Source organism: Lentzea sokolovensis, from assembly GCF_033949975.1.
GTDB lineage: Bacteria > Actinomycetota > Actinomycetes > Mycobacteriales > Pseudonocardiaceae > Lentzea > Lentzea sokolovensis.
In genome coordinates, this window is record NZ_JAXAVU010000016.1 from 275,957 (window position 1) to 295,294 (window position 19,338).

The window sequence follows — 19,338 nt, forward strand, 5'->3', positions numbered from 1 at the left end:
CCAGTGAATCCCTGACGTGCGTGCGCCGTTCGGTAATGCGGTCCACCGGCCGCACGATGCAGCAGACACGTCCGCACGCACGCTTTCGGGAGGATCTCGGGTGTCCCTGTTCGGCAGCAAGGAGAACGCTGAAGTCACCGTGCTGCGCGAGCAGCTCGCCGCAGCGCAGGGCACGATCGCCGAACTGCGCGGATGGGTGGGTCACCTTCGCGGCGCCGAGACACCCTCACTGGAGGGTGAGCTACGTCAGCTGCGGGCCGCCGTGGATCACAAGAAGAACGAGTACATGACGCTAGGCACTTCCCAGCGCCAACTGCAGGCGGAGGTCGACACGTGGCGCTCGCAACTCGTCGAGACGCGTGACCTGGCTCTGCTGCAGGAGGTCGGCGTCTACGAGTACGCCCATCCGCTGGACGACGCGGTGGCGTACAAGGACGCACTAGCCGACCTGAAACTGCGGATCAAGGAGTCCGCCAAAGGCGACGCGGTGTCCTGCCACGTCGACTGGGCCGTCAACGGGTCCGTGAAGGAGGGGCAGAAGCTCGGCAAGGACATGGCGAAGCTGATGCTCCGCGCCTACAACGCCGAGGCGGACAACGCGGTGCGTTCGGTGAAGCCGCACACCCGCGAGACGGTGAAGAAGCGGTTGACGACCACAAAGGACACGATCGGCAAGCTCGGCGTCCTGATGCGCATAACCATTTCTCCTGACTACCACCGGTTGCGGCTGCTCGAGATCGATCTGACCTCGGACCACCTGGTCAAGGTCGAGGCGGAGAAGGAACTGGCCAAGGCCGAGCGTGACCGGTTGCGCGAGGAGGCCAAGGTGATGAAGGAGATCGAACGCGAACGCGCCCGGCTGGCCAAGGAACGGGCTCATTACCTGGCCGCCGTGGTGAAGCTGGAGGCGAACGGCGATCTCGTAGCGCTCACCAAGGCCCAAGAGCAACTGGCATCGGTCGACGCCGCGATCGCCGGCGTCGAGCACCGCGCCGCCAACGTGCGGCTGGGCTACGTGTACGTGATCTCCAACATCGGCGCCTTCGGCCCCGGCGTGGTGAAGATCGGCATGACCCGCAGGCAGGAGCCGATGGACCGGGTCAGGGAACTCGGGGACGCGTCGGTGCCGTTCCGGTTCGACACGCACGCCCTGATCTTCTCCGAAGACGCCGTCGGCCTCGAAACCGCTCTGCACCAGCGGCTGAGCCACAAGCGCGTCAACCTGGTCAACCATCGACGTGAGTTCTTCTACGCCACGCCCGCCGAGGTGAAGGACCTGGTCGTCGAGTTGGAGAACAGCCCCGTCCTTCAGTACGACGACGTCGCAGAAGCCCTGGAGTGGCGCGCGTCCGAGTCGAACAGACAGGCCGCGCCGGGAGAGCTGGCCATGTCGTCGGTCGGCGCTGACGGCGACCTGTCGGACGATGGTGAGTAACGCCATGACGTATCCACCCGCCGCACAGACGCGGCCTGCTGCCTGGCTGCCCGATCCGCTCGACGACGCGCTTGTCCGCTACTGGGACGGGCAGCGCTGGACGTTCCACACGGCCGTCCGCAAGGTCGCCGCCGCACCTGTTCCCCAAGTCGTCTCGCAACCAGTTCAACCAGTGCTGCGGCCGGACATCGCGGCAGCGTTGGAGCGCGTACGGGGTGCGCTCGTGGGGTCGATGAAGGAAATCAACCTGCTGGACGGGCATCTCGGCGCCGAGGAGCGGGTACTGGCACTCACCGGCGCCGTCGGGGAAGGCCGGGGCGTGCTGGTGTGCACGAACCACCGCCTGCTGTTCCTGTTCGTCGGCCTGCTCGGCAAGCAGTTCCTCCAAGTCGGCTGGAACCAGGCCAAGGCGATCGTCTACGACCGCAACTCTCGCATGTTCCTCGTCTACGTCACCAAGCCCACGAAACGGGCGGTTCCGGCGTTCGCGGTGCGCGTCGGCAACCTCTCCGATGCTCAAACGGTGGCGCAGGCCGCCGGAGCCGCATCGGCGGCACCCCGCCTAGACGTCGTCTGACGGCCTGCTCACGGTCACTTCTTGGACGAGGCGATCTCGCACTCCTTGGCGTGCTCCAGGCCGAGTGAGATCGACGCGGCGTCGTTGTTCGGGCCGCCCAGCGCGTAGCTGATGATCTCCGAGCCCGGTTCGTTGAGCACCTCGACGTAGCGGACTCCCTTGCCGCGCAGGCACTGCACGACGCGGTTGGCGAAGTCGACGGCCTCCGGGTTGGAGGTGTCCTTCTCCCACGGGGGCAGCGGCGTCTTCGACTCGCACGCCTGGAGCGCCTTGTCGAGCTCCTCCTTGGTGGGCTGCGGACGGCCACTGCCCTCGGCCGCGCGTCCCTTCTTGTCCAGACCGAAGCCCGCCAGGCACTGGTCGTACGGCACCTGGAGGGCTTCGAGGTCTTCCGGGGTCATGTCGAGGCGTTCACGGGGCCGTTGCTCCTGGGCGGCCGACGTCGCGGCCGCGCTGCTGGGCGGCGTCGAGATCGAGGCGACCTGGGGCTGAGCCTCGGGCTTGCCGCACGCCGCCAGCACCAGCAGCAGGGCCAGGGTGGCCTTCTTCATCGCGGGATTTCCTTTCGTCACGCGGCGAGCGCCTGCGTCGGGGTGAGCCGGGCGGCGCGGATGGAGGGGTAGAGGCCGGCTGCGGCGCCCACGACGAACGCGGCGAGCACGCCTGTGGCCAGGACTTCGAGGGGGATGACGAGCGGCCAGCGGTGCAGGGTCGCGTAGCCCGCGACCCCGAGTGCTCCCAAGGCGGTGCCGGCCAGTCCGCCCAGACCGGAGAGCAGGACGGCTTCGGTGAGGAACTGAGCGCGGATGTGGCCGCGGGTGGCGCCGAGCGCACGGCGCAGGCCGATCTCGCTGCGGCGTTCGAGCACCGAGATCACCATCGTGTTCGCCACGCCGACGCCGCCGACCAGCAGCGCGACGCCCGCGAGCCCCAGGAACAGCGCGCTGTAGGAGTTCTGCGTGGCACGTTTGGCCGCCAGCGCGTCGGAGGGGCGGCTCACCTGCACCAGGCCGGGGATCTCGCCGTGGAGCGTGGCTGGCAGGATCGCGCGAACGTCCTCAATGGACTCCTCGCGGGCCTTGACGTAGACGACGGTGGGGTGGCCGTCGAACCCCAGCTGCGTGCGGGCGGCGTCCCAGCCGACGAGCACCGAGCGTTCGATGTCGGGTGCGAGCGGCATGGGGCCCAGTACCCCCGTCACGGTGAACCACTTCTCCCCCACGAACACCGCCGGGTGTTCGCCCACGTCCGGGATGCCGAGCCGCTGGGCGGCGACGTTGCCGAGCACGACGCTCGGGAAGTCCGGCCGTGGCAGGAAGTCCCCGCTCTGGACGTGGCCGTTCACGGTGTCCAGCAGGTTCGGGGTGGCGGCGAGCACCGTGATGTCGGAGCTGTGGCCGGGGTCGAGCAGGTCGTTGCGGCGGACTCGGGTGTGGGTGTTGGCGACGGCCGCGGCGTCCGTCACCGGGCCGATGCGCTGGACCATCGCCACCGAGGACTCCGGGAACAGCACCGGGTCGTCCTGGCGCGGGGCGGGCTGGGCGCGCAGGAGGTTGGTGCCGAGGGCGGTCAGCTCGTCGAGCAGGGCCTGCTGGCTGGAGGCCGGGATGCCGGTGACGACCACGACGGTGGCGATGCTCAGGGCGATGCCGAGTGCGGACAGGGCGGCTCGCAGGCGGCGGGTGCGCATGCCGAGCGAGCCGAGGGACAGGAGGTCGACGGGTGAGAGACGGGTCATGACTCGACCCTCGAAAATTGAACGGTGGCCCGGTCACCGGTGTCCGCCATGATCCGCCCGTCCCGCAGTTCCACTCGGCGTGGCAACGAGGCGGCGATGTCCCGGTCGTGCGTGATCAGCGCGATGGTCGTGCCCTGCCCGTTCAGCTCCCGCAGCAGTTCCAGCACCGCGAGTCCGTTCGCGGTGTCCAGGGCTCCGGTCGGCTCGTCGGCCAGGACCAGGGCCGGGTTGTTCACCACGGCGCGGGCGATGGCGACGCGCTGGCGTTCGCCGCCGGAGAGCTCGGACGGCCGGTGGTCGGTGCGGTGCCCGAGGCCGACGCGGTTCAGCGCCTGCACGGCGAGCGGGCGGCGGTCCTTGCGGCGCACGCCCGCGTAGAGGAGGCCGGTGGCCACGTTCTCCGTGGCCGTCAGGGCGTCGGAGAGGTGGAACTGCTGGAACACGAACCCCAGCCGGCTCGCGCGCAACGCGGACAGGCGGCGATCCGGGAGGCGGGAGACGTCCTGGCCGTCGATCTCCACGGTGCCGGACGAGGGCAGGTCCAGGGTGCCGACGAGGTGCAGCAGGGTGGACTTGCCGGAGCCGGACGGGCCCACGATCGCGAGCAGCTCACCTGCTTCGACCTGCAGCGACACGTCGTCGAGAGCCGTCACGCCGCCGGGGTGGCGCTTGGTCACCGAGCGCAGGGCGAGGACCGGGGTCATTGGGCGGTCACCACTTCCAGGCCGTCGGTGACGCCGTCGCCGGAGATCTCGACCTTGTCCTGCGAGTACAGGCCGGTTTGGACGGCCTTCAAACCGCCGGAGGGCAGCTGGATCGCATAGCCGCCCTCTTTCAGCGCCACGAGGGCCGCCAGCGGCACGATCAGCACGCCGGTGCGGCTTTCGGTCGTGACCGTGAGGCGGACGGGGGCGGTGTCCAGGTCCTCGACGTCCGCCGGGTTGTCGGGGGTGACCACGACGTCGGCTTTCGGGCCGCCACCGTTGTCGGCGGGGGCGGCCACCTGCGTCACCGAGGTGACCTTGGCGGGAACGGCGCGGTTGTCCGGGCGCACGATCGTGACCGGCAGGTCCGTCTTCAGCACGCCCGCCTCGGAGACCGCCAGCTGCAACGACACCAGGCGGGTGGTGGGCGTGAGGTCGAAGAGTTCCTCCGCGGCGGGCTCGCCGAGCTGGGCCTTCACGGTGCCGACGCGCATCGGGCGGTCCAGGACCAGGACGCGGCCGGGCGCCAGGACGCCGGTCTGGTCGACACCGAGCGCCTTCTGCCACTTCTTCAGGGCTTCGACCACGCGCGGGGTGAGTTCGGCCTTGGTCGCGTCCTTGGGACGGGTGCCGACCGAGTGGCCGAGCGCGGCGAGGTTGTCCATCACCACCGCCACGTCCGAGCCCTTGAGGCCGGGGGTGTCCAGGGCGCGGAACAACGGGGTGGCGCCGAAGAACACGACGACGGGCTGGTCGTCGACGCGGTAGAGCTCCTTGCCCAGTTCGGTGGCCTGGCCGGTCACCGGGAGCTTCGTGACGGTGCCCGTGGTGCCCTTGACCGGGCGGGCGGCGCCGAAGCCGAGCTGGGCCTGGAGCGTGCGGGTGTTCGTGAGGTCTCCCTTTCGCACGGTCGTGGTCTTCACCGCTGGTGGAGGGGCCGCCGCGGGCTCTGATGGCCGGGCCCGCACCACCAGCACCACGGCGATGACGACCACGACGAGCACCGTGGCCGCGATGACTGTCCTGCGCATGCCGTGGATCTTCGGAGGCACTTGTGAGGATCCTGTGTGAAACCGGTGATCGCCGTGAGGGCGTCCCTATGATCGGCCGGGTGAGCGCTCTCATCCTGGTCGCGGAGGACGACGAGAACCAGGCCGAGCTGGTGCGCCGGTACCTGGAGCAGGACCATCATCGCGTGCTCGTCGTCCACGACGGACGGGACGCGCTCGACGTGGCCCGCGATCGGCAGCCCGCGCTGGTGGTGCTCGACGTGATGCTGCCGGGACTGGGCGGGCTGGACGTGTGCCGGGCGTTGCGGGCCGGTTCGGACGTGCTGGTGCTGATGCTGACGGCGCGGTCCACTGAGGACGATCTGCTGCACGGGCTCGGGATCGGCGCGGACGACTACATGACCAAGCCGTTCAGCCCGCGCGAACTGGTGGCGCGCGTGCGGACGTTGCTGCGGCGGGTACCCGCGGAGAAGCCGGAGCCGGTGCTGGAGGTCGGGCCGATCGTGGTCGACCAGCTGCGGCACGAGGTGCGGGTGCGCGGCGGGCTGGTCGAGTGCACGCCGGGCGAGTTCGAGCTGCTGGAGGTGCTGGCGTCCGAAGTGGACAGGGTGTTCAGCCGTGAGCAGCTGCTGGAACGGATGCACGGCATCGACAGCTTCCTGACCACGCGCACGATCGACACGCACGTGAAGAACCTGCGCCGCAAGATCGAGACGGACCCACGCGTGCCCGCTCACCTCGTCACCGTCTACGGCATCGGTTACAAGCTCACGGCCGGACGCGCTGATGCGCCGTAGCGTCTTCACGCGGCTGCTCGTGGTCGTGGTGTTGATCGCGGTCTGCTCGATCGCCGCGACGGCGTGGCTGGCGACGCAGCTGACCCAGGCGTCGATCGCCCGTGAGCAGGGCCGTGAGCTCGCCTCGGACAACAGGATCTACACGACGTTGCTCGCCTACGCGGCCGAGCACCGCGACTGGTCCGAAGTGGACGGCTACGTCGAGACGCTGATGACCGAGCACCCCGGCCGTCGTCTCGTGCTGGTCACCAAGGACGGCCGCACGGTCGCGGATCGCGGCGGGGACGGCGGCGAACTGCCGGCCAGGGCCGCGGCCGTGGTGGATCCGCTCGCGGTCGACCCGGTGCTGGTGCCAGGCGCGCCCGCGGACCGGATCGACAAGCGCGTGCTCGGGCCGTTCCGCACGCCGATCGACTTCCGCGACCGCGAGGACCGCACCGGGTCGCTGTTCTGCCTGCGGCTGGTCAAGAAGCAACAGGCGCGCCTGGACTGCCGGGAGCGGGACCTGCCGTTCGACACCGCGGCGGACTTCTCCGCGTTGCTGGAACTGGAGGACCTGGTCGACGCGTGCCTGGCGCGCAGGTCGCTGCCGCCGGTAGAGCTCGATCCCGACTTCACGCCGGCGCTGAAGCAGTCCACGGGCGTGCCGCCGCCGGACGAGCCCGCCGTCGCCGCCTGCGTGGCCGCCTCCCGCAAAGAGCAGCTCGCGCCGTACGTGGCGGCGCCGGTCCTGCTGTACCTGACGAACCCCACGGGCACGCCGACCACCGCGATCACGTTGTCGGGCAACGGCCGGCAGGTCGTGGGGGCCGCGGCGGCGGTGCTGCTGGCGGCCATCGGGGTGGCGGCGTTCGCGGGGGCGCGGATCACCCGGCCGTTGCGAGCGTTGACCGCGGCCGCCCAGCACATGTCCGGTGGGAGCGAGATCCCGCCGGTGCCGGTGCGCGGGCAGGACGAGATCGCGGGGCTGACCAGGGCGTTCAACACGATGGCCGCGACCAGGGCGCAGGTCGAGCAGGCGCGCAAGGCGATGGTCAGCGACGTCGCGCACGAGCTGCGGACGCCGTTGAGCAACATCCGGGGCTGGCTGGAGGCGGCCGAGGACGGGGTGAGCGACCTCGATCCGGCGCTGATCACGTTGCTGCTCAAGGAGGCGCTGGTCCTGCAGCACGTCGTGGACGACCTGCAGGATCTCGCCGTGGCCGACGTGGGCTCGCTGCGCCTGACGCTCGAACGGGTGAACGTCGCGAGCGCGTTGGAGCAGGTCCGAGCTGGGCACGACGTTCGTGCCACGCAGGCAGGCGTCACGCTGGCGGTGTCCGCGGACCCCTCGCTGACCGTGCGGGCCGATGCCCTGCGGTTGCGGCAGATCCTCGACAACCTCGTCGCGAACGCGCTGCGCTACGTGCCCGCCGGTGGCTCGGTGGCGGTCGAGGCAGCAGCGGAGAACGGCGGGGTCGTGTTCACCGTGACCGACACCGGTTCGGGCATCTCCGAGGACGATCTGCCGCACGTGTTCGACCGGTTCTGGCGCGCGGACAAGTCGCGCAGCCGCACCACGGGCGGCAGCGGGCTGGGCCTCGCGATCGTCCGCAAGCTCGTCGAGGCGCACGGCGGTACGGTTGATGTGACCAGCACGACAGGTGTCGGAACCACGTTCCGCGTCCGATTGCCGGAACTCAGCTGATACACCCAGCGTTAGTTCGCTGGAGAGGAAACCGGTGATTGTTCCCATGCCCACGAGCGCGCCCCGTCGCACGGGCTCGTTCGTACTGACCGAAGACGTGACCGTCCGGGTGACCGGGCAGGCGCGCACCGCGGCCGCGATGCTGCGCGAGCACATCTTCCGGGAGACCGGCTACCTGCTGGCGGAGTCGCCCGACGGCATGCTGATGGTGTCGCACGACCCGGCGATGCGCGGACTCGGCCCGGAGGGGTACGCGCTGCTGGTCAGCAACGACGCGGTGATGCTGCGCGCGGGCACCCAGGCAGGGCTGCGGCACGGCGTGCAGTCGTTCCGGCAGCTGATGACCCGGGACGCGACGGTCCGCGCGGCCGATCTGCGTGACTCCCCCGCGTTCGCGTGGCGCGGTGTGTCGAGCGCGCTGCTGCCGCCCGCCGAGATGCGCAAGGCCATCGACCGGATGGCCGCCTACAAGCTCAACGTCCTGCACGTCTTTCCCGAAGGCGATCCGGACGCGCTGCGCGAACTCGTCGAGTACGGCCGCGATCACGGCATCATCGTCGTGCCGGAACTGAGTCCGGCGACGATCGAGTTGTTGGAGCTGTTCCCCAGCCGCTGGGTGCACATCGGTACGGCCAAGCTGACGACCAAGTTCGCCGGTTTGCTGGAACGCCACGGCAAACTGCCGGTGCGCTGGCACGACGGCAGCACGGACGTTCTCGGCCCGCACGGCAAGCTCGCCGAAGGCGACGACGGGCTGCGTGCCGTCGCGACGGCGGGCTGGGTCGGCGGTCTGCGCACGACGTCCGCCGTGGCGCCCGCCTGGTAGCCGTTCACAGCGGTGGTGTGACCGCAGGTCAGATGAGGCCCGCGGTTCACATGTTTATCTTTGACCCGCCGGTGTCCTGGGTGCTCGGAAGTCGTGTGGCAGGAGAATTCCGCTGCACCAGGCCTTGTGATCACATCCGTGAACATGTCCATTGGCTGTTGTCCCACCACGATCATCTGGTTCGGCGCTGTGAGCGCGTGCGATCGTGGTCGCTGTGCGGGCCTCTTCGAAGTTCCGGCAGATCCATCCGTTCCGGCTGCTGCTCATCGACGACGACCGGGAGCTGGTGGAGCTGCTCGCCGCGGTGCTGCGCGGCGAGGGATATGACGTCGACGTCGCGTTCGACGGGCAGCGCGGACTGCATCTCGCGCTCACCCGGCCCTACGACGTGGTGGTGATCGACCGCGCCCTGCCGGTGCTCGACGGCCTGGACCTGTTGTCCCGGTTGCGTTCCCGGTCCGTGCGGACGCAGGCGCTGATGCTCACCGCGATGGGTTCGGTGCACGACCGGATCGACGGCCTCGACGCGGGCGCGGACGACTACCTGACGAAACCGTTCGACCTGCGCGAGCTGACCGCGCGGCTGCGGGCGCTGTGCCGGCGAGCCGCGGAACTGGCCGCGGTGCTGCGCATCGGCGCCGGCCGCCTGGAGCTCGAACAACACCAGGTCGTGCTGCCCGACGGCGAGAAAGTACCGCTCACCACCAGGGAGTTCGCGCTGCTGCGGGTGCTCGCCACGCATCCCGAGACCGTGCACACGCGGGCGGCGTTGCGGCGCACGGTGTTCTGCGACGCACCCTCCCAGTCCATTGTGGACACCTACGTGCACTACCTGCGTTCGAAGGTAGGACGTTCGGTCGTGCAGACGGTTCAGGGCATCGGGTACCGGTTGGGGGCGCTGTGAGGTCGTCGTGGGCCGAGACGGAACGCGCGGAGGTCCGGCACGCGCGGCTGCGGGTCAGCGTGCTGGTGGGTCTGGCGATCACGCTGATGATCGCGTTCGTCGGCGCGATCGCGTACGTCGTGATGGTGCACGCGCAGGAAACCCAGGTGTCGCGCGAACTGCGCTACAACGCCCAGTACGGCGTGCCGGGCGTCGCACCCCGGTGCGCGTGGGTGTTCGTGCTGGAGGACGGCGTGCTGCACCTCGGTCCGCTGGAGGTGCCGAGCGGGTTCCCGCTGCGCTCTGACATCGATGCCGTGCACGCGTCCGGCACGTCCGTTTCCCGTGACGTGACCGCCAACGACACCGAGTACATGGTGCTCACCTCTCCCGGCGCGAACGGCACGACGGTGCAGTCGGTGTTCGACCTGCGCTACCAGCTCTCCGACCGCTCACACCTGGTGCAGGCACTGGCGATCGCGCTGGTGGCCGGTCTGCTGGTGGCGGCGCTGATCGGCCTGGGCGTCAGCCGCCGCACCGTGGGCCCGTGGGCGGAGGCGCTGGCGAGACAACGCCGGTTCGTCACCGACGCGAGCCACGAACTGCGCACCCCGATCGCCCGCGCCTACCTGCGCGCCCAGCTCCTCGCGGCCGCCGCCGACCTGCCCGATGACCAGCGCACCAACCTCGACGCGCTGGCCAGGTCGATCCGCGGCCTCGCCGACGTCGTGGACGACCTGCTCGCGTCCGCGCAGCTTCACCAGCGGCTCGACGGCAGACCCGTCGACCTGGCCGACGTCGCGGAGGCCGCGGTGGTCGGCGAGACCGAACGGGCCGCCGAACGGCGGATCACGTTGTCGCTGGACCATCCCGGGCATCCGGTGGTGGTCAGCGGGATCGAGACCGGGCTGCGGCGGGCCGTCGACGAGCTGCTGGCCAACGCCGTCCGGCACACGCCGGAGGGTGGGCGGATCGCGGTGCGCGTGGGGGTGGTCGCCGGGCAGGTGGAGCTGGTGGTGGAGGACAACGGTGAGGGGTTCGAACCGGGCGAGGCGTCCCGGTTGTTCGACCGGTTCCACCGAGGGGTCGGCGAGGGGCGGTTCGGGCTGGGGCTGTCACTGGTGCGGGAGATCGTGACCGGGCACGGCGGGACGGTGGAGGCGGTGGGGCGGCCTGGGACGGGTGCCCGGTTCACGTTGCGGATTCCGGTGTCGCAGCGGGAGGCGATGGCGGTGCGGGAGCGGATCACCACCGCCTGACTGCGAGTCCGGCCACGTGGTGGCGACGGGGCGGCTGGTGGCTCCTGCCGGCCGGCAGCAGGCGAGAGCCACCACCCCGTCACCGCCGACCGCGCCCTCTCACCACTCCCCCGCGACCACCACCTCTGCCGCGACCCGGACGTCCACGTCCAGCGGCCGGTCCGGATCGATCGGATCGATGGCCTCGGCGAGCGCGTCGAGCAAGGCTGCGCACCGGGGCGCGGTCGGGCGGCGGCCTCCCACGTGCACGGCTTGGCGCAGGCCCAGCGCAAGTGAGCCGCACAGCAGTCGCAGCAGCTCCGCGAGGTCGTAGGCGCGCAGAGCGGCTTGGGTGCCGAACGGCACCACGTCCTGGTTGTGCAGGTTGGTGGGCAGGCTCTGGGTGCTGGCGGGCAGGACTCCGCGCCGGATCTCCGCGATGAACGCGGTCGTGGCCAGTTGGACGCCCTGCAAGCCGTGCTGCTGACCGGGACCGGCGGCGAGCATGGGCGGCAGGCCGGTGTTGCGGGCCGGGTCGACGAGGAGGTCGAGCTGGCGTTCGGCCAGGTTGCCCAGGGAGGCGGTGACCATGGCCAGGACGTCGGCGGCGAAGGCGGCGGGCTGGCCGAAGAAGTTGCCGCCGTGGGCGACCAGGTCGTCGCCCGGGAAGAACAACGGGTTGTCGCTGACGCCGCCGAGATCCGCCGACACGACGCCGTCCACGTAACGCAGGGCGTCTTCGGCGGCGCCGAGGAGTTGGGGTGAGCAGCGGATGCTGTACGGCTCCTGCAACGCGCGCAGGCCCGTGGGTGTGGTGCCGTCCAGCGTGGAGCGCATCCACGACGCCACCGTCACCGCGCCGGTGTGGCCGAAGGCGGAGATCAGGCGCGGGTCGGTGAAGCCGGGGTCGGCGCCGAGGACGTCCACCAGCAGACAGGTCAGGTCGGCCAGGGCCCGGTGGGAGGAGCGGACCGACGACTGGGCCAGTGCCAGGGCGGCGGTGGTGACGGAGGTGCCGTTGACCAGGGCCAGCGCGTCGCGGCCGTCCAGTTCCAACGCCGTCAGGCCGGCCGAGGCCAGGGCTTCGGCGGCGGGCAGGCGGACGCCGTCCAGGTACGCGTGGCCGCGGCCGCGGAGAGCTTGAGCGGCGTAGGCGAGCGGAATGAGGTCTCCGCTGGCACCGACGGAGCCGTAGCGCGGGATGGCCGGGACGAACGTCGTCGCGAACATCTCGGACAGACCCGAGACGACGTGCGCGGACACGCCCGACAGACCCTGGGCCAGCGACCACGTCCGCACGAGCAGCGCGGCCCTGGCGATGTCCAGGGGCAGGTCGGGGCCTTGGCCCGCGCCCAGGTGTGCGAGGGTGTTGTCGCACTGGTCGGCCTCCGAGGAACGGCCCGCGAAGCCCACCAGGGCGCCGAAGCCGGTCTTGGCGCCGTACACCGGGCGTTCGTCGTCGGCCAGCACCGTGCGCAGGTAGGCGCGGCCGCGGTCCACCCGGTCGCGGACGTCGGTTCCGACGAGCACGTCCAGTGGCGCGGACGAGCGCAGCAGGTGCGCTGGAGTCAGGGGCGAACCCAGGTCCACGGACGTGTCTGAAGCGGTCGCGGTCACCGCACGGACGGTAGGCAGCCGATCTCAGAAAGTTCTGAGATCGCGTGGGTAGCTTCCCCGTCCATGGCTCACGACTACCTGATCATCGGCGCGGGACCGGCCGGTTTGCAGCTCGCCGCACTGCTCGAGCGGGACGGTCGCGACTACGCGGTCCTCGAACGCGGCAGCGGGGCCGGCACGTTCTTCACCCGGTACCCGCGGCACCGCAAGCTCATCTCCATCAACAAGGTCCACACCGGGTTCACCGACCCGGAACAGCGGATGCGGATGGACTGGAACTCGCTGTTGCTCGACGACCCCGAGCTGTTGTTCACCCGCTACACGCCCCGGTACTTCCCGGACGCCGACGACATCGTCCGCTACCTCCAGGACTGCGCCACCGGGCTCAACGTGCACTACGACATCGATGTCACGCGCATCTCCCGCGACGACAACGGGTTCACCGTCGCCGGCCACAGTGGACAGACGTGGCACGCGAAGAACCTCGTGATGGCCACCGGGGTCTCCCAGCTGCACGTGCCGCCGATCCCGGGCATCGAGCACGCCGAGCGCTACGACACCTTCGACACGGACCCCGAGTCGTTCACCGACCAGCGGGTGCTCGTGATCGGCAAGGGCAACTCGGGCTTCGAGACCGCCGACGCGCTGGTCGAGACCGCGGCCGTCATCCACGTCGCCGGGCCGCACTCGGTGAAGCTGGCGTGGCAGACGCACTACGTCGGGCACCTGCGGGCGGTGAACAACAACTTCCTCGACACCTACCAGCTCAAGAGCGAGAACGCGGTCATCGACGGCTCCATCGAACGCATCGAGCCCAGGCCGGAAGGCGGGTTCCGGATCCAGTTCCGGTACGCGCGCACGGTCGAGAAGGTGCGGGAACTGGAGTACGACCGGATCATCGCGTGCACCGGGTTCCGGTTCGACGCCTCGGTCTTCGCCGACGACTGCCGGCCGGCGCTGATCATCAAGGACCGGTTCCCGCAGCTGACGTCGGCGTTCGAGTCGACGACCGTGCCGGGCCTGTACTTCGCGGGCACGATCACGCAGTCGCGTGACTTCAAGAAGTCGACCAGCGGGTTCATCCACGGCTTCCGCTACGGCGCCCGCGCGCTGCACCGCGTCCTGAGCGCCCGCAACCACGGCACCCCCTGGCAGGGCACGGATCTGGAGCTCTCGCCGGAGGCCATCAGCGACGCGGTCATCGCCAGGGTGAACACGTCTTCCTGTCTGTGGCAGCAGTTCGCGGTCATGGGCGACGTCGTCACGGTCGACGACACCACCGCGCGGTACACCGAGGAGGTGCCGGTGGCGTACGTGGCGGACGGTGGCCTGGGACCGGCCGAGCACCGGTTCGTCGCGACGCTGGAGTACGGGCCCGACCACGACACCGTGGACCCGTTCGACATCACCATCCCGCGCGTCGCCGAGAACGACCCCGTCAACGCGGCCGACGCGAGCTACCTGCACCCGGTTGTCCGCTACTACCGGCACGGCGTGCTCGCCGCGACCCACCACCTGGCCGAGAACCTCGAGAACCACTGGGACATGCCGGAGGTGCACCAGCAGCCGCTGGTGGTGTTCGTGAAGGAATGCCTTGCCGGCGCGTGACGAGCCGTTCCCGCGCGCCGTGCTCGACGTGCTCGGAGCCGCCGCGGACCGGCCGGTGTTCGAGCACGGCACCCGCGTGGTGACCGGTTCCGAGATGCTCGACCTGATCGCACGGATCGCGACCGGGTTGCGCGCCGGCGGGATCGGGCCCGGTGACGGGCTCGCGCTGCTGCTCGGGGTGAACGCGGAGGCGTTCGCGACGATCCTCGCGGGCCACGTGGTCGGCGCGCGGGTGGTCGGCGTGCGGCCAGGTCTGACGGAGGCCCAGGTCGAGCACCTGCTCGGTCTCGACATCAAGCTGGTCGTGCGCGACACCGACGATCTCGCCGGGCATCCCGCCGAACCGCCGCACTGCGACGGCCGGCCCAGCGACATCGCCCGCCTCATCCACACCAGCGGCAGCACCGGCGCTCCCAAGGCGTGCGCGCAGACCTACGCGTCGATGACCAACGCGTGGACCGCCCGGCCCGACGCCTGGCCTCCCGCGATCCGGGACCTCGCGACGAGACTGGGCCGCTACCTCGTGTTCGGATCGCTGTCGAGCCAGGTGATGTTCGAGTACGCGGTGCTGACCCTGACCGCCGGAGGCACGATCGTCGTCGCCGGCGACCCGGCCGACGCGATCACCCGCCTGAAGGCCACCGCACGCGTGATCACCGTGCCGGGACTGGCGAAGCTCGTCGCGGCGCAGAAACGCGACCCCGCCGACCTGTCGTCGTTGAAAGCGCTGCTGGTGTCTGGCTCTCCCTTGACTCCCGAACGGCATCGCGACGCCCTGGACACCCTGGGGCCGGTGCTGTTCCACGGCTACGGCCAGACCGAGACCGGCATGATCTCGATGGCCACGCCGGCAGATCCTCCTGGCACGGTGGGAAAACCGCCGGTGGACGTCGAGGTCCGCGACGGCGAGCTCTTCGTCCGCACGCCGGGACAGGCCTGCGGCTACTGGGGCGACGCCGGGGAGTCGGCCGAGGTGTTCGTGGACGGCTGGGTCCGCACGCGCGATCTCGGCCGGTTCGACGCCTTCGGCTACCTGCGCCTGACCGGCCGGGTGCGCGACGTCGTGATCGTCAACGCCAACCTGCACCACATCGGCCCGATCGAGCAGGTGATCGCCCTGCATCCGGACGTCGCGGAGGCCTACGTCGTCGCGGTGCCGGACGACGAGACCGGCGAGGCCGTGCACGCCTTCGTGGTCCCGAAAGCCGATCGTGCCCCCGAACTCGACGAGCTGCGCGAGCTCGTGACCGATCGGCTGGGCGCGGCCTGCGCTCCCGTGACGGTCACCGCGATCTCAGAACCTCCTGTCGCTCCCAGCGGCAAGCCCGACAAGCGTCAGTTAGCCAAACAGATCAACTCCGCGTGAAGGAGAACGTCGTGTCCAGCGAGGTTTCGACCGAGTATCTCGTGATCGGCGCCGGTCCGGCGGGGCTGCAGGCGTCCTACCTGCTCAAACAGGCCGGACGCGAGCACCTGGTGCTGGAAGCCGGTGAGGCGGCGGGGACGTTCTTCACCCGTTTCCCCCGGCACCGGCAGCTGATCTCCATCAACAAGGTCTACACGGGCTGGGACGACCCGGAGCTGAACCTGCGCGTCGACTGGAACTCGTTGCTGTCCGACGATCCCGCGCTGCTGTTCACCGGCTACACCCCGCGCTACTTCCCCCACGCCGACGACATGGTCCGCTACCTCGGCGACTTCGCGGTCAAGAACGACCTGCCCGTCCGCTACGACACCAGGGCCGTGTCGGTGAATCGGCCGGACGACTTCGTGGTGCGCGACCAGCACGGCGGCACGTACCGGGCGAAGCGGATCATCGTCGCGACCGGCGTCTCGCAGCAGTACGTGCCGGACATCGACGGCGTCGAGCACGCCGAGCACTACTACGACGTCTCCGTGGAGCCGCAGGAGTTCGCGAACAAGAAGGTGCTGATCATCGGGCGCGGCAACTCCGCGTTCGAGACCGCCGACGCCTTGGTCGAGACGGCGTCGGTCATCCACGTCGCCGGGCCCGGTTCGCTGAAACTGGCGTGGCAGACGCACTTCGTCGGCCACCTGCGGGCGGTGAACAACAACTTCCTCGACACCTACCAGCTCAAGTCGCAGAACGCCGTGCTGGACGGCCACATCGCGGGCATCCGCCGCGACGGCGACGACTACCTGGTGAAGGTCAGCTTCCAGCGGGTCAACGAGGTGATCAAGGAGATCCGCTACGACCGGGTGATCCTCGCGACGGGGTTCCGGTTCGACGCCTCGATCTTCGCGCCGGAGTGCCGCCCGCAGCTCACGATCAAGTCGCGGTTCCCGGACCAGACGGCCGCGTGGGAGTCGGTGAACGTGCCTGACCTGTTCTTCGCGGGCACGATCACGCAGGCCAGAGATTTCAAGAAGTCGACCAGCGGGTTCATCCACGGCTTCCGCTACGGCGTGCGCGCGCTGCACCGGATCGTGGAACAGCGCTACCACGGCGTGGACTGGCCCAGCCGTTCCGTCGCTCCCGAGGACGTCACCGAGGCGATCATCGAGCGGGTCAACCGGACTTCCGCGCTGTGGCAGCTGTTCGCGTTCATGGCGGACGCGGTGCTGACGTTGCGCGACGGCACGGTCCGCTACGTCGAGGAGGTGCCGGTCGCACACCTGCACGAAGCGGTGGAACGCGGCGAGTTCGGCGACGTCGAGTCGTACCTGACGGTCACGCTGGAGTACGGCGCGGACCACGACAAGATCAACCCGTTCGACATCACCGCCGGCCGCAACTCGCAGGACGACACCAGCGGGCTCGATGGCCGCTACCTTCACCCGGTCGTGCGGCGGTTCCGCTCCGGCGAGCTGCTCGACGAGCACCACATCACCGAGAACCTCGAGAACGAGTGGGACAGCGAGACCGTCCACAAGGCACCGTTGCGGGAGTACCTGCGGTGAACCCGGTGCTCGCGGAACTGCACGACAAGGCACGCGCGGTGCTCGACCCCGTCCACTACGACTTCTTCGCGGGCGGGGTCGGGGACGAGGTCGTGCTCGCGGAGAACGAGGCCGCGTTCGGGCGCCTCGCCCTGCTGCCCAGGGTGTTGCGGGGCAAGGAGATCAGCACCGATTTCCCGCTGATGATCTCGCCGACCGCGTTCCACCGGCTCGCCCATCCCGACGGCGAACTGGCGACGGCGCGTGCGCTGTCCGGGACGACGCTGGTGTCGAGCATGGCCTCGACCGTGCCGATCGCCGACGTCGTGGCGGCCGCGACCGGGCCGGTCTGGTTCCAGCTGTACGTGCAGCCCGACATGGACGTCACGGAAGTGCTGGTGCGGCGGGCGGAACGGGCGGGGTGCGCGGCGTTGGTCGTGACGGTCGACTCCCCCGTGTTCGGACGGCACCGGCGCGACATCGCGCACGGCTTCCACGACCTGCCCGCCGGGCTGACAGCGGAGAACATGCGTGATCTGGCAGGAGAGGCTCTGCGGAACATCGAGATGTCGACGGCGATCTCGTGGAGGCACGTCGACCGGATCCGGGAGATGACCGCACTTCCGTTGTGGGTCAAGGGGGTTCTGCACCCGAAGGACGCCGTGATCGCGCTGGGGCACGGAGTGGCGGGAATCGTCGTGTCCAACCACGGCGGCCGTCAGCTCGACCTCGTGCCGGCGGCGCTCGACGCGTTGCCCGCCGTGGTCGACGCGGTGGCCGGGCGGGTGCCGGTCGTGCTCGACGGCGGTGTCCGCGGCGGAGGGGACATCGCGCTGGCACTGGCACTGGGCGCGTCGGCGGCCGGAATCGGCAGGCCCGTGCTGTGGGGGCTGGCGGCGGACGGCGAGCAGGGCGTGCGGCGCGTGCTCGACGTCCTGCGCGACGAGTTCCTGCACGTCCTGGCGCTGTGCGGCGGAGAACTGACCCGTGACATGGTCGTCGTCCGAGGGGTGGCCGGATGCTGAACTGGTTGCCCGCACGGGTGGTCGCGTTGCGCGCCAAGGTGTTCGAGAAGGTCAACGGGGACAACGCCATCACGTTCCCGAACGCCCAGGTCGGCCCCGACCGCTTCCAGGAGCTCTACAGCCACCCCGCCGTGAACGGCCGCAGCCGGGGCGCCGGACTGTCGGACCTGTTCTGGTACTGGCTCTCCCCCGGCCCCGAGGTGCACCAGGAGCACCTGGAAGCGGGGCCGCGCTACGACGACGTGGCCCGCGCGACCCGCACCTTCCTCGCCGGCCCGAGCGACGCGCTGTCCGCGACGGCGACGCGCTGCACGGCGAAGGTGCTGGACGAGGTGCTCGGCGGCCGCGTCACCGCCGTGCGGTTGCGCGACCTGATGATGCCGGTGTGGGCCGAGTACTTCTACGAGCTGGTGTTCGCCGAACCGTGTCCCCGCCTCGCGCGTGACCTGATCGTCGGACACGCCACCGACGTCGTGGACTCGTTGAAGTGCACCAGCTTGCGCCATCCCGCCCGCCGCGACCGCCTCACCCGCTACCTCAAGGTGCGACTCGCGGACGTCCGGCATCCGCTGCCCGAGACGTTGTCCGAGGCCGAACAGGTGCACTACCTGCAGGGCACCTACTTCAACACCGCCGTCGTGCAGATGGCGGAGGCGATGGCGCACCTGCTGCTCGCGCTGGCACAACATCCCGAAGCGGCAGAACGAATCGACGACGACAGGTACTTCGCCCACGTGCTCGACGAGACCTTCCGCCTCTACCCGTTGTTCGGCATCGCCCACCGCATCACGACCGCGGACATCGAACTGGACGAGCACACGTCGTTCCCGGCGGGTTCGGTGCTGTGCTTCAACTATCCCGCCTACCACGCCACCGGCTACGAGAACCCGCACGACTTCGACCCCGGCCGCTGGGAGAACACCGCCGCACGCGACGAGCACCACATCCCGTTCGGCATCGCCGCCAACCGCCCCTGCCCGGCCTGGCGGCTCTCCCCCATCGCGATGCGCGCGGCAGCTCGGGAAGTGCTGCGCCGCGTCTCGCTGCACTCCTCGGTGACGCACACCCGGTCGTTGCCCAGCCGAGGACCGTGCCTGCTCGTCCGCGACGGCGCGACGCCACGACGGCGCTTGGCGCTCATGCGCGTGCGCGACCGTTGGGAGGACGTCTGGCGCAGCGTCGTCCAACTCGTGCTCGGCACCGCGATGGTGCTGCACGCCCACCGGCTCCGGCCGGCCGGGCGCTATTTCGACACGCACGACACGCAGGGTTGCCCGGTCCGGCACTGACCA

General features: G+C 70.1%; 17 protein-coding genes. 12 read left to right on the forward strand and 5 right to left on the reverse strand.

Going from position 1 to position 19,338, the window contains the following annotated elements; genetic code table 11:
* Positions 1-100 precede the first annotated feature (100 nt).
* Complete coding sequence (locus SK854_RS41670) at positions 101-1,435, forward strand: DUF4041 domain-containing protein (RefSeq protein WP_319980659.1); 1,335 nt, start codon at positions 101-103, stop codon at positions 1,433-1,435.
* Between the two features lie 4 nt (positions 1,436-1,439).
* Entirely contained in the window at positions 1,440-2,012 is a 573-nt protein-coding gene (locus SK854_RS41675; protein ID WP_319980660.1) for a DUF2510 domain-containing protein, read from the forward strand.
* Between the two features lie 14 nt (positions 2,013-2,026).
* Here SK854_RS41675 and SK854_RS41680 read toward each other — a convergent pair whose 3' ends face one another.
* From SK854_RS41680 to SK854_RS41695, 4 genes are read right to left on the reverse strand one after another with little or no spacing between them, the layout of a single operon-like run.
* A complete protein-coding gene (locus SK854_RS41680) occupies positions 2,027-2,563 on the reverse strand; it encodes a hypothetical protein (RefSeq protein ID WP_319980661.1) in 537 nt (178 codons plus the stop codon).
* A 17-nt stretch (positions 2,564-2,580) separates the two neighbouring features.
* Positions 2,581-3,750, reverse strand: a complete 1,170-nt coding sequence (locus SK854_RS41685) for an ABC transporter permease (protein ID WP_319980662.1) — start codon at positions 3,748-3,750, stop codon at positions 2,581-2,583.
* Positions 3,747-4,454, reverse strand: coding sequence for an ABC transporter ATP-binding protein (locus SK854_RS41690; RefSeq protein WP_319980663.1), 708 nt, complete (start codon positions 4,452-4,454; stop codon positions 3,747-3,749). Before SK854_RS41690 ends, SK854_RS41685 begins: the two co-directional genes overlap by 4 nt.
* On the reverse strand, positions 4,451-5,485 hold the full coding sequence (locus SK854_RS41695) for an efflux RND transporter periplasmic adaptor subunit (protein ID WP_319980664.1): 1,035 nt from the start codon (positions 5,483-5,485) through the stop codon (positions 4,451-4,453). Before SK854_RS41695 ends, SK854_RS41690 begins: the two co-directional genes overlap by 4 nt.
* Before the next feature lie 80 nt (positions 5,486-5,565).
* Here SK854_RS41695 and SK854_RS41700 point away from each other — a divergent pair, with 80 nt between their 5' ends.
* The 5 genes from SK854_RS41700 (at position 5,566) to SK854_RS41720 (ending at position 10,916) form a co-directional block, all read left to right on the forward strand.
* The gene (locus tag SK854_RS41700; protein WP_319980665.1) at positions 5,566-6,261 is read left to right on the forward strand and encodes a response regulator transcription factor; all 696 of its coding nucleotides are present in this window, start codon (positions 5,566-5,568) and stop codon (positions 6,259-6,261) included.
* Complete coding sequence (locus SK854_RS41705) at positions 6,251-7,948, forward strand: sensor histidine kinase (protein WP_319980666.1); 1,698 nt, start codon at positions 6,251-6,253, stop codon at positions 7,946-7,948. Before SK854_RS41700 ends, SK854_RS41705 begins: the two co-directional genes overlap by 11 nt.
* A gap of 34 nt (positions 7,949-7,982) precedes the next feature.
* Entirely contained in the window at positions 7,983-8,774 is a 792-nt protein-coding gene (locus tag SK854_RS41710) for a glycoside hydrolase family 20 zincin-like fold domain-containing protein (RefSeq protein WP_319980667.1), read from the forward strand.
* Between the two features lie 214 nt (positions 8,775-8,988).
* Positions 8,989-9,678 (forward strand): response regulator transcription factor, encoded by a 690-nt coding sequence (locus SK854_RS41715; protein WP_319980668.1) that lies wholly within the window; start codon positions 8,989-8,991, stop codon positions 9,676-9,678.
* Positions 9,675-10,916 carry a sensor histidine kinase gene (locus SK854_RS41720; protein ID WP_319980669.1) on the forward strand — a complete coding sequence of 414 codons (1,242 nt, stop codon included), beginning with the start codon at positions 9,675-9,677 and terminating at the stop codon, positions 10,914-10,916. Before SK854_RS41715 ends, SK854_RS41720 begins: the two co-directional genes overlap by 4 nt.
* A 99-nt stretch (positions 10,917-11,015) precedes the next feature.
* On the opposite strand, the gene SK854_RS41725 is transcribed toward SK854_RS41720, so the two are convergent.
* Positions 11,016-12,512 (reverse strand): aromatic amino acid ammonia-lyase, encoded by a 1,497-nt coding sequence (locus tag SK854_RS41725; protein ID WP_319980670.1) that lies wholly within the window; start codon positions 12,510-12,512, stop codon positions 11,016-11,018.
* Positions 12,513-12,575: 63 nt separating this feature from the next.
* Between SK854_RS41725 and SK854_RS41730 the strand changes: the two genes are divergently transcribed.
* Genes SK854_RS41730 through SK854_RS41750 form a run of 5 tightly spaced genes read left to right on the forward strand, consistent with a single transcriptional unit; the run spans position 12,576 to position 19,335 of the window.
* Complete coding sequence (locus SK854_RS41730; RefSeq protein ID WP_319980671.1) at positions 12,576-14,120, forward strand: NAD(P)-binding domain-containing protein; 1,545 nt, start codon at positions 12,576-12,578, stop codon at positions 14,118-14,120.
* Positions 14,107-15,486 (forward strand): class I adenylate-forming enzyme family protein, encoded by a 1,380-nt coding sequence (locus tag SK854_RS41735; RefSeq protein ID WP_319980672.1) that lies wholly within the window; start codon positions 14,107-14,109, stop codon positions 15,484-15,486. The genes SK854_RS41730 and SK854_RS41735 overlap by 14 nt, the downstream gene beginning before the upstream one ends.
* 11 nt (positions 15,487-15,497) lie before the next feature.
* Positions 15,498-17,042, forward strand: coding sequence for an NAD(P)-binding domain-containing protein (locus SK854_RS41740; RefSeq protein ID WP_319980673.1), 1,545 nt, complete (start codon positions 15,498-15,500; stop codon positions 17,040-17,042).
* Positions 17,039-18,046, forward strand: coding sequence for an alpha-hydroxy acid oxidase (locus SK854_RS41745; RefSeq protein ID WP_319980674.1), 1,008 nt, complete (start codon positions 17,039-17,041; stop codon positions 18,044-18,046). The genes SK854_RS41740 and SK854_RS41745 overlap by 4 nt, the downstream gene beginning before the upstream one ends.
* A complete protein-coding gene (locus SK854_RS41750) occupies positions 18,040-19,335 on the forward strand; it encodes a cytochrome P450 (protein WP_319980675.1) in 1,296 nt (431 codons plus the stop codon). The genes SK854_RS41745 and SK854_RS41750 overlap by 7 nt, the downstream gene beginning before the upstream one ends.
* Positions 19,336-19,338: the final 3 nt, after the last annotated feature.

Coding starts and splice junctions, on each gene's coding strand:
- SK854_RS41675 (WP_319980660.1), top strand. CDS start 1,440: ATGACGTATCCACCCGCCGCACAGACGCGGCCTGCTGCCTGGCTGCCC.
- SK854_RS41680 (WP_319980661.1), bottom strand. CDS start 2,563: ATGAAGAAGGCCACCCTGGCCCTGCTGCTGGTGCTGGCGGCGTGCGGC.
- SK854_RS41685 (WP_319980662.1), bottom strand. CDS start 3,750: ATGACCCGTCTCTCACCCGTCGACCTCCTGTCCCTCGGCTCGCTCGGC.
- SK854_RS41690 (WP_319980663.1), bottom strand. CDS start 4,454: ATGACCCCGGTCCTCGCCCTGCGCTCGGTGACCAAGCGCCACCCCGGC.
- SK854_RS41695 (WP_319980664.1), bottom strand. CDS start 5,485: ATGCGCAGGACAGTCATCGCGGCCACGGTGCTCGTCGTGGTCGTCATC.
- SK854_RS41705 (WP_319980666.1), top strand. CDS start 6,251: ATGCGCCGTAGCGTCTTCACGCGGCTGCTCGTGGTCGTGGTGTTGATC.
- SK854_RS41730 (WP_319980671.1), top strand. CDS start 12,576: ATGGCTCACGACTACCTGATCATCGGCGCGGGACCGGCCGGTTTGCAG.
- SK854_RS41750 (WP_319980675.1), top strand. CDS start 18,040: ATGCTGAACTGGTTGCCCGCACGGGTGGTCGCGTTGCGCGCCAAGGTG.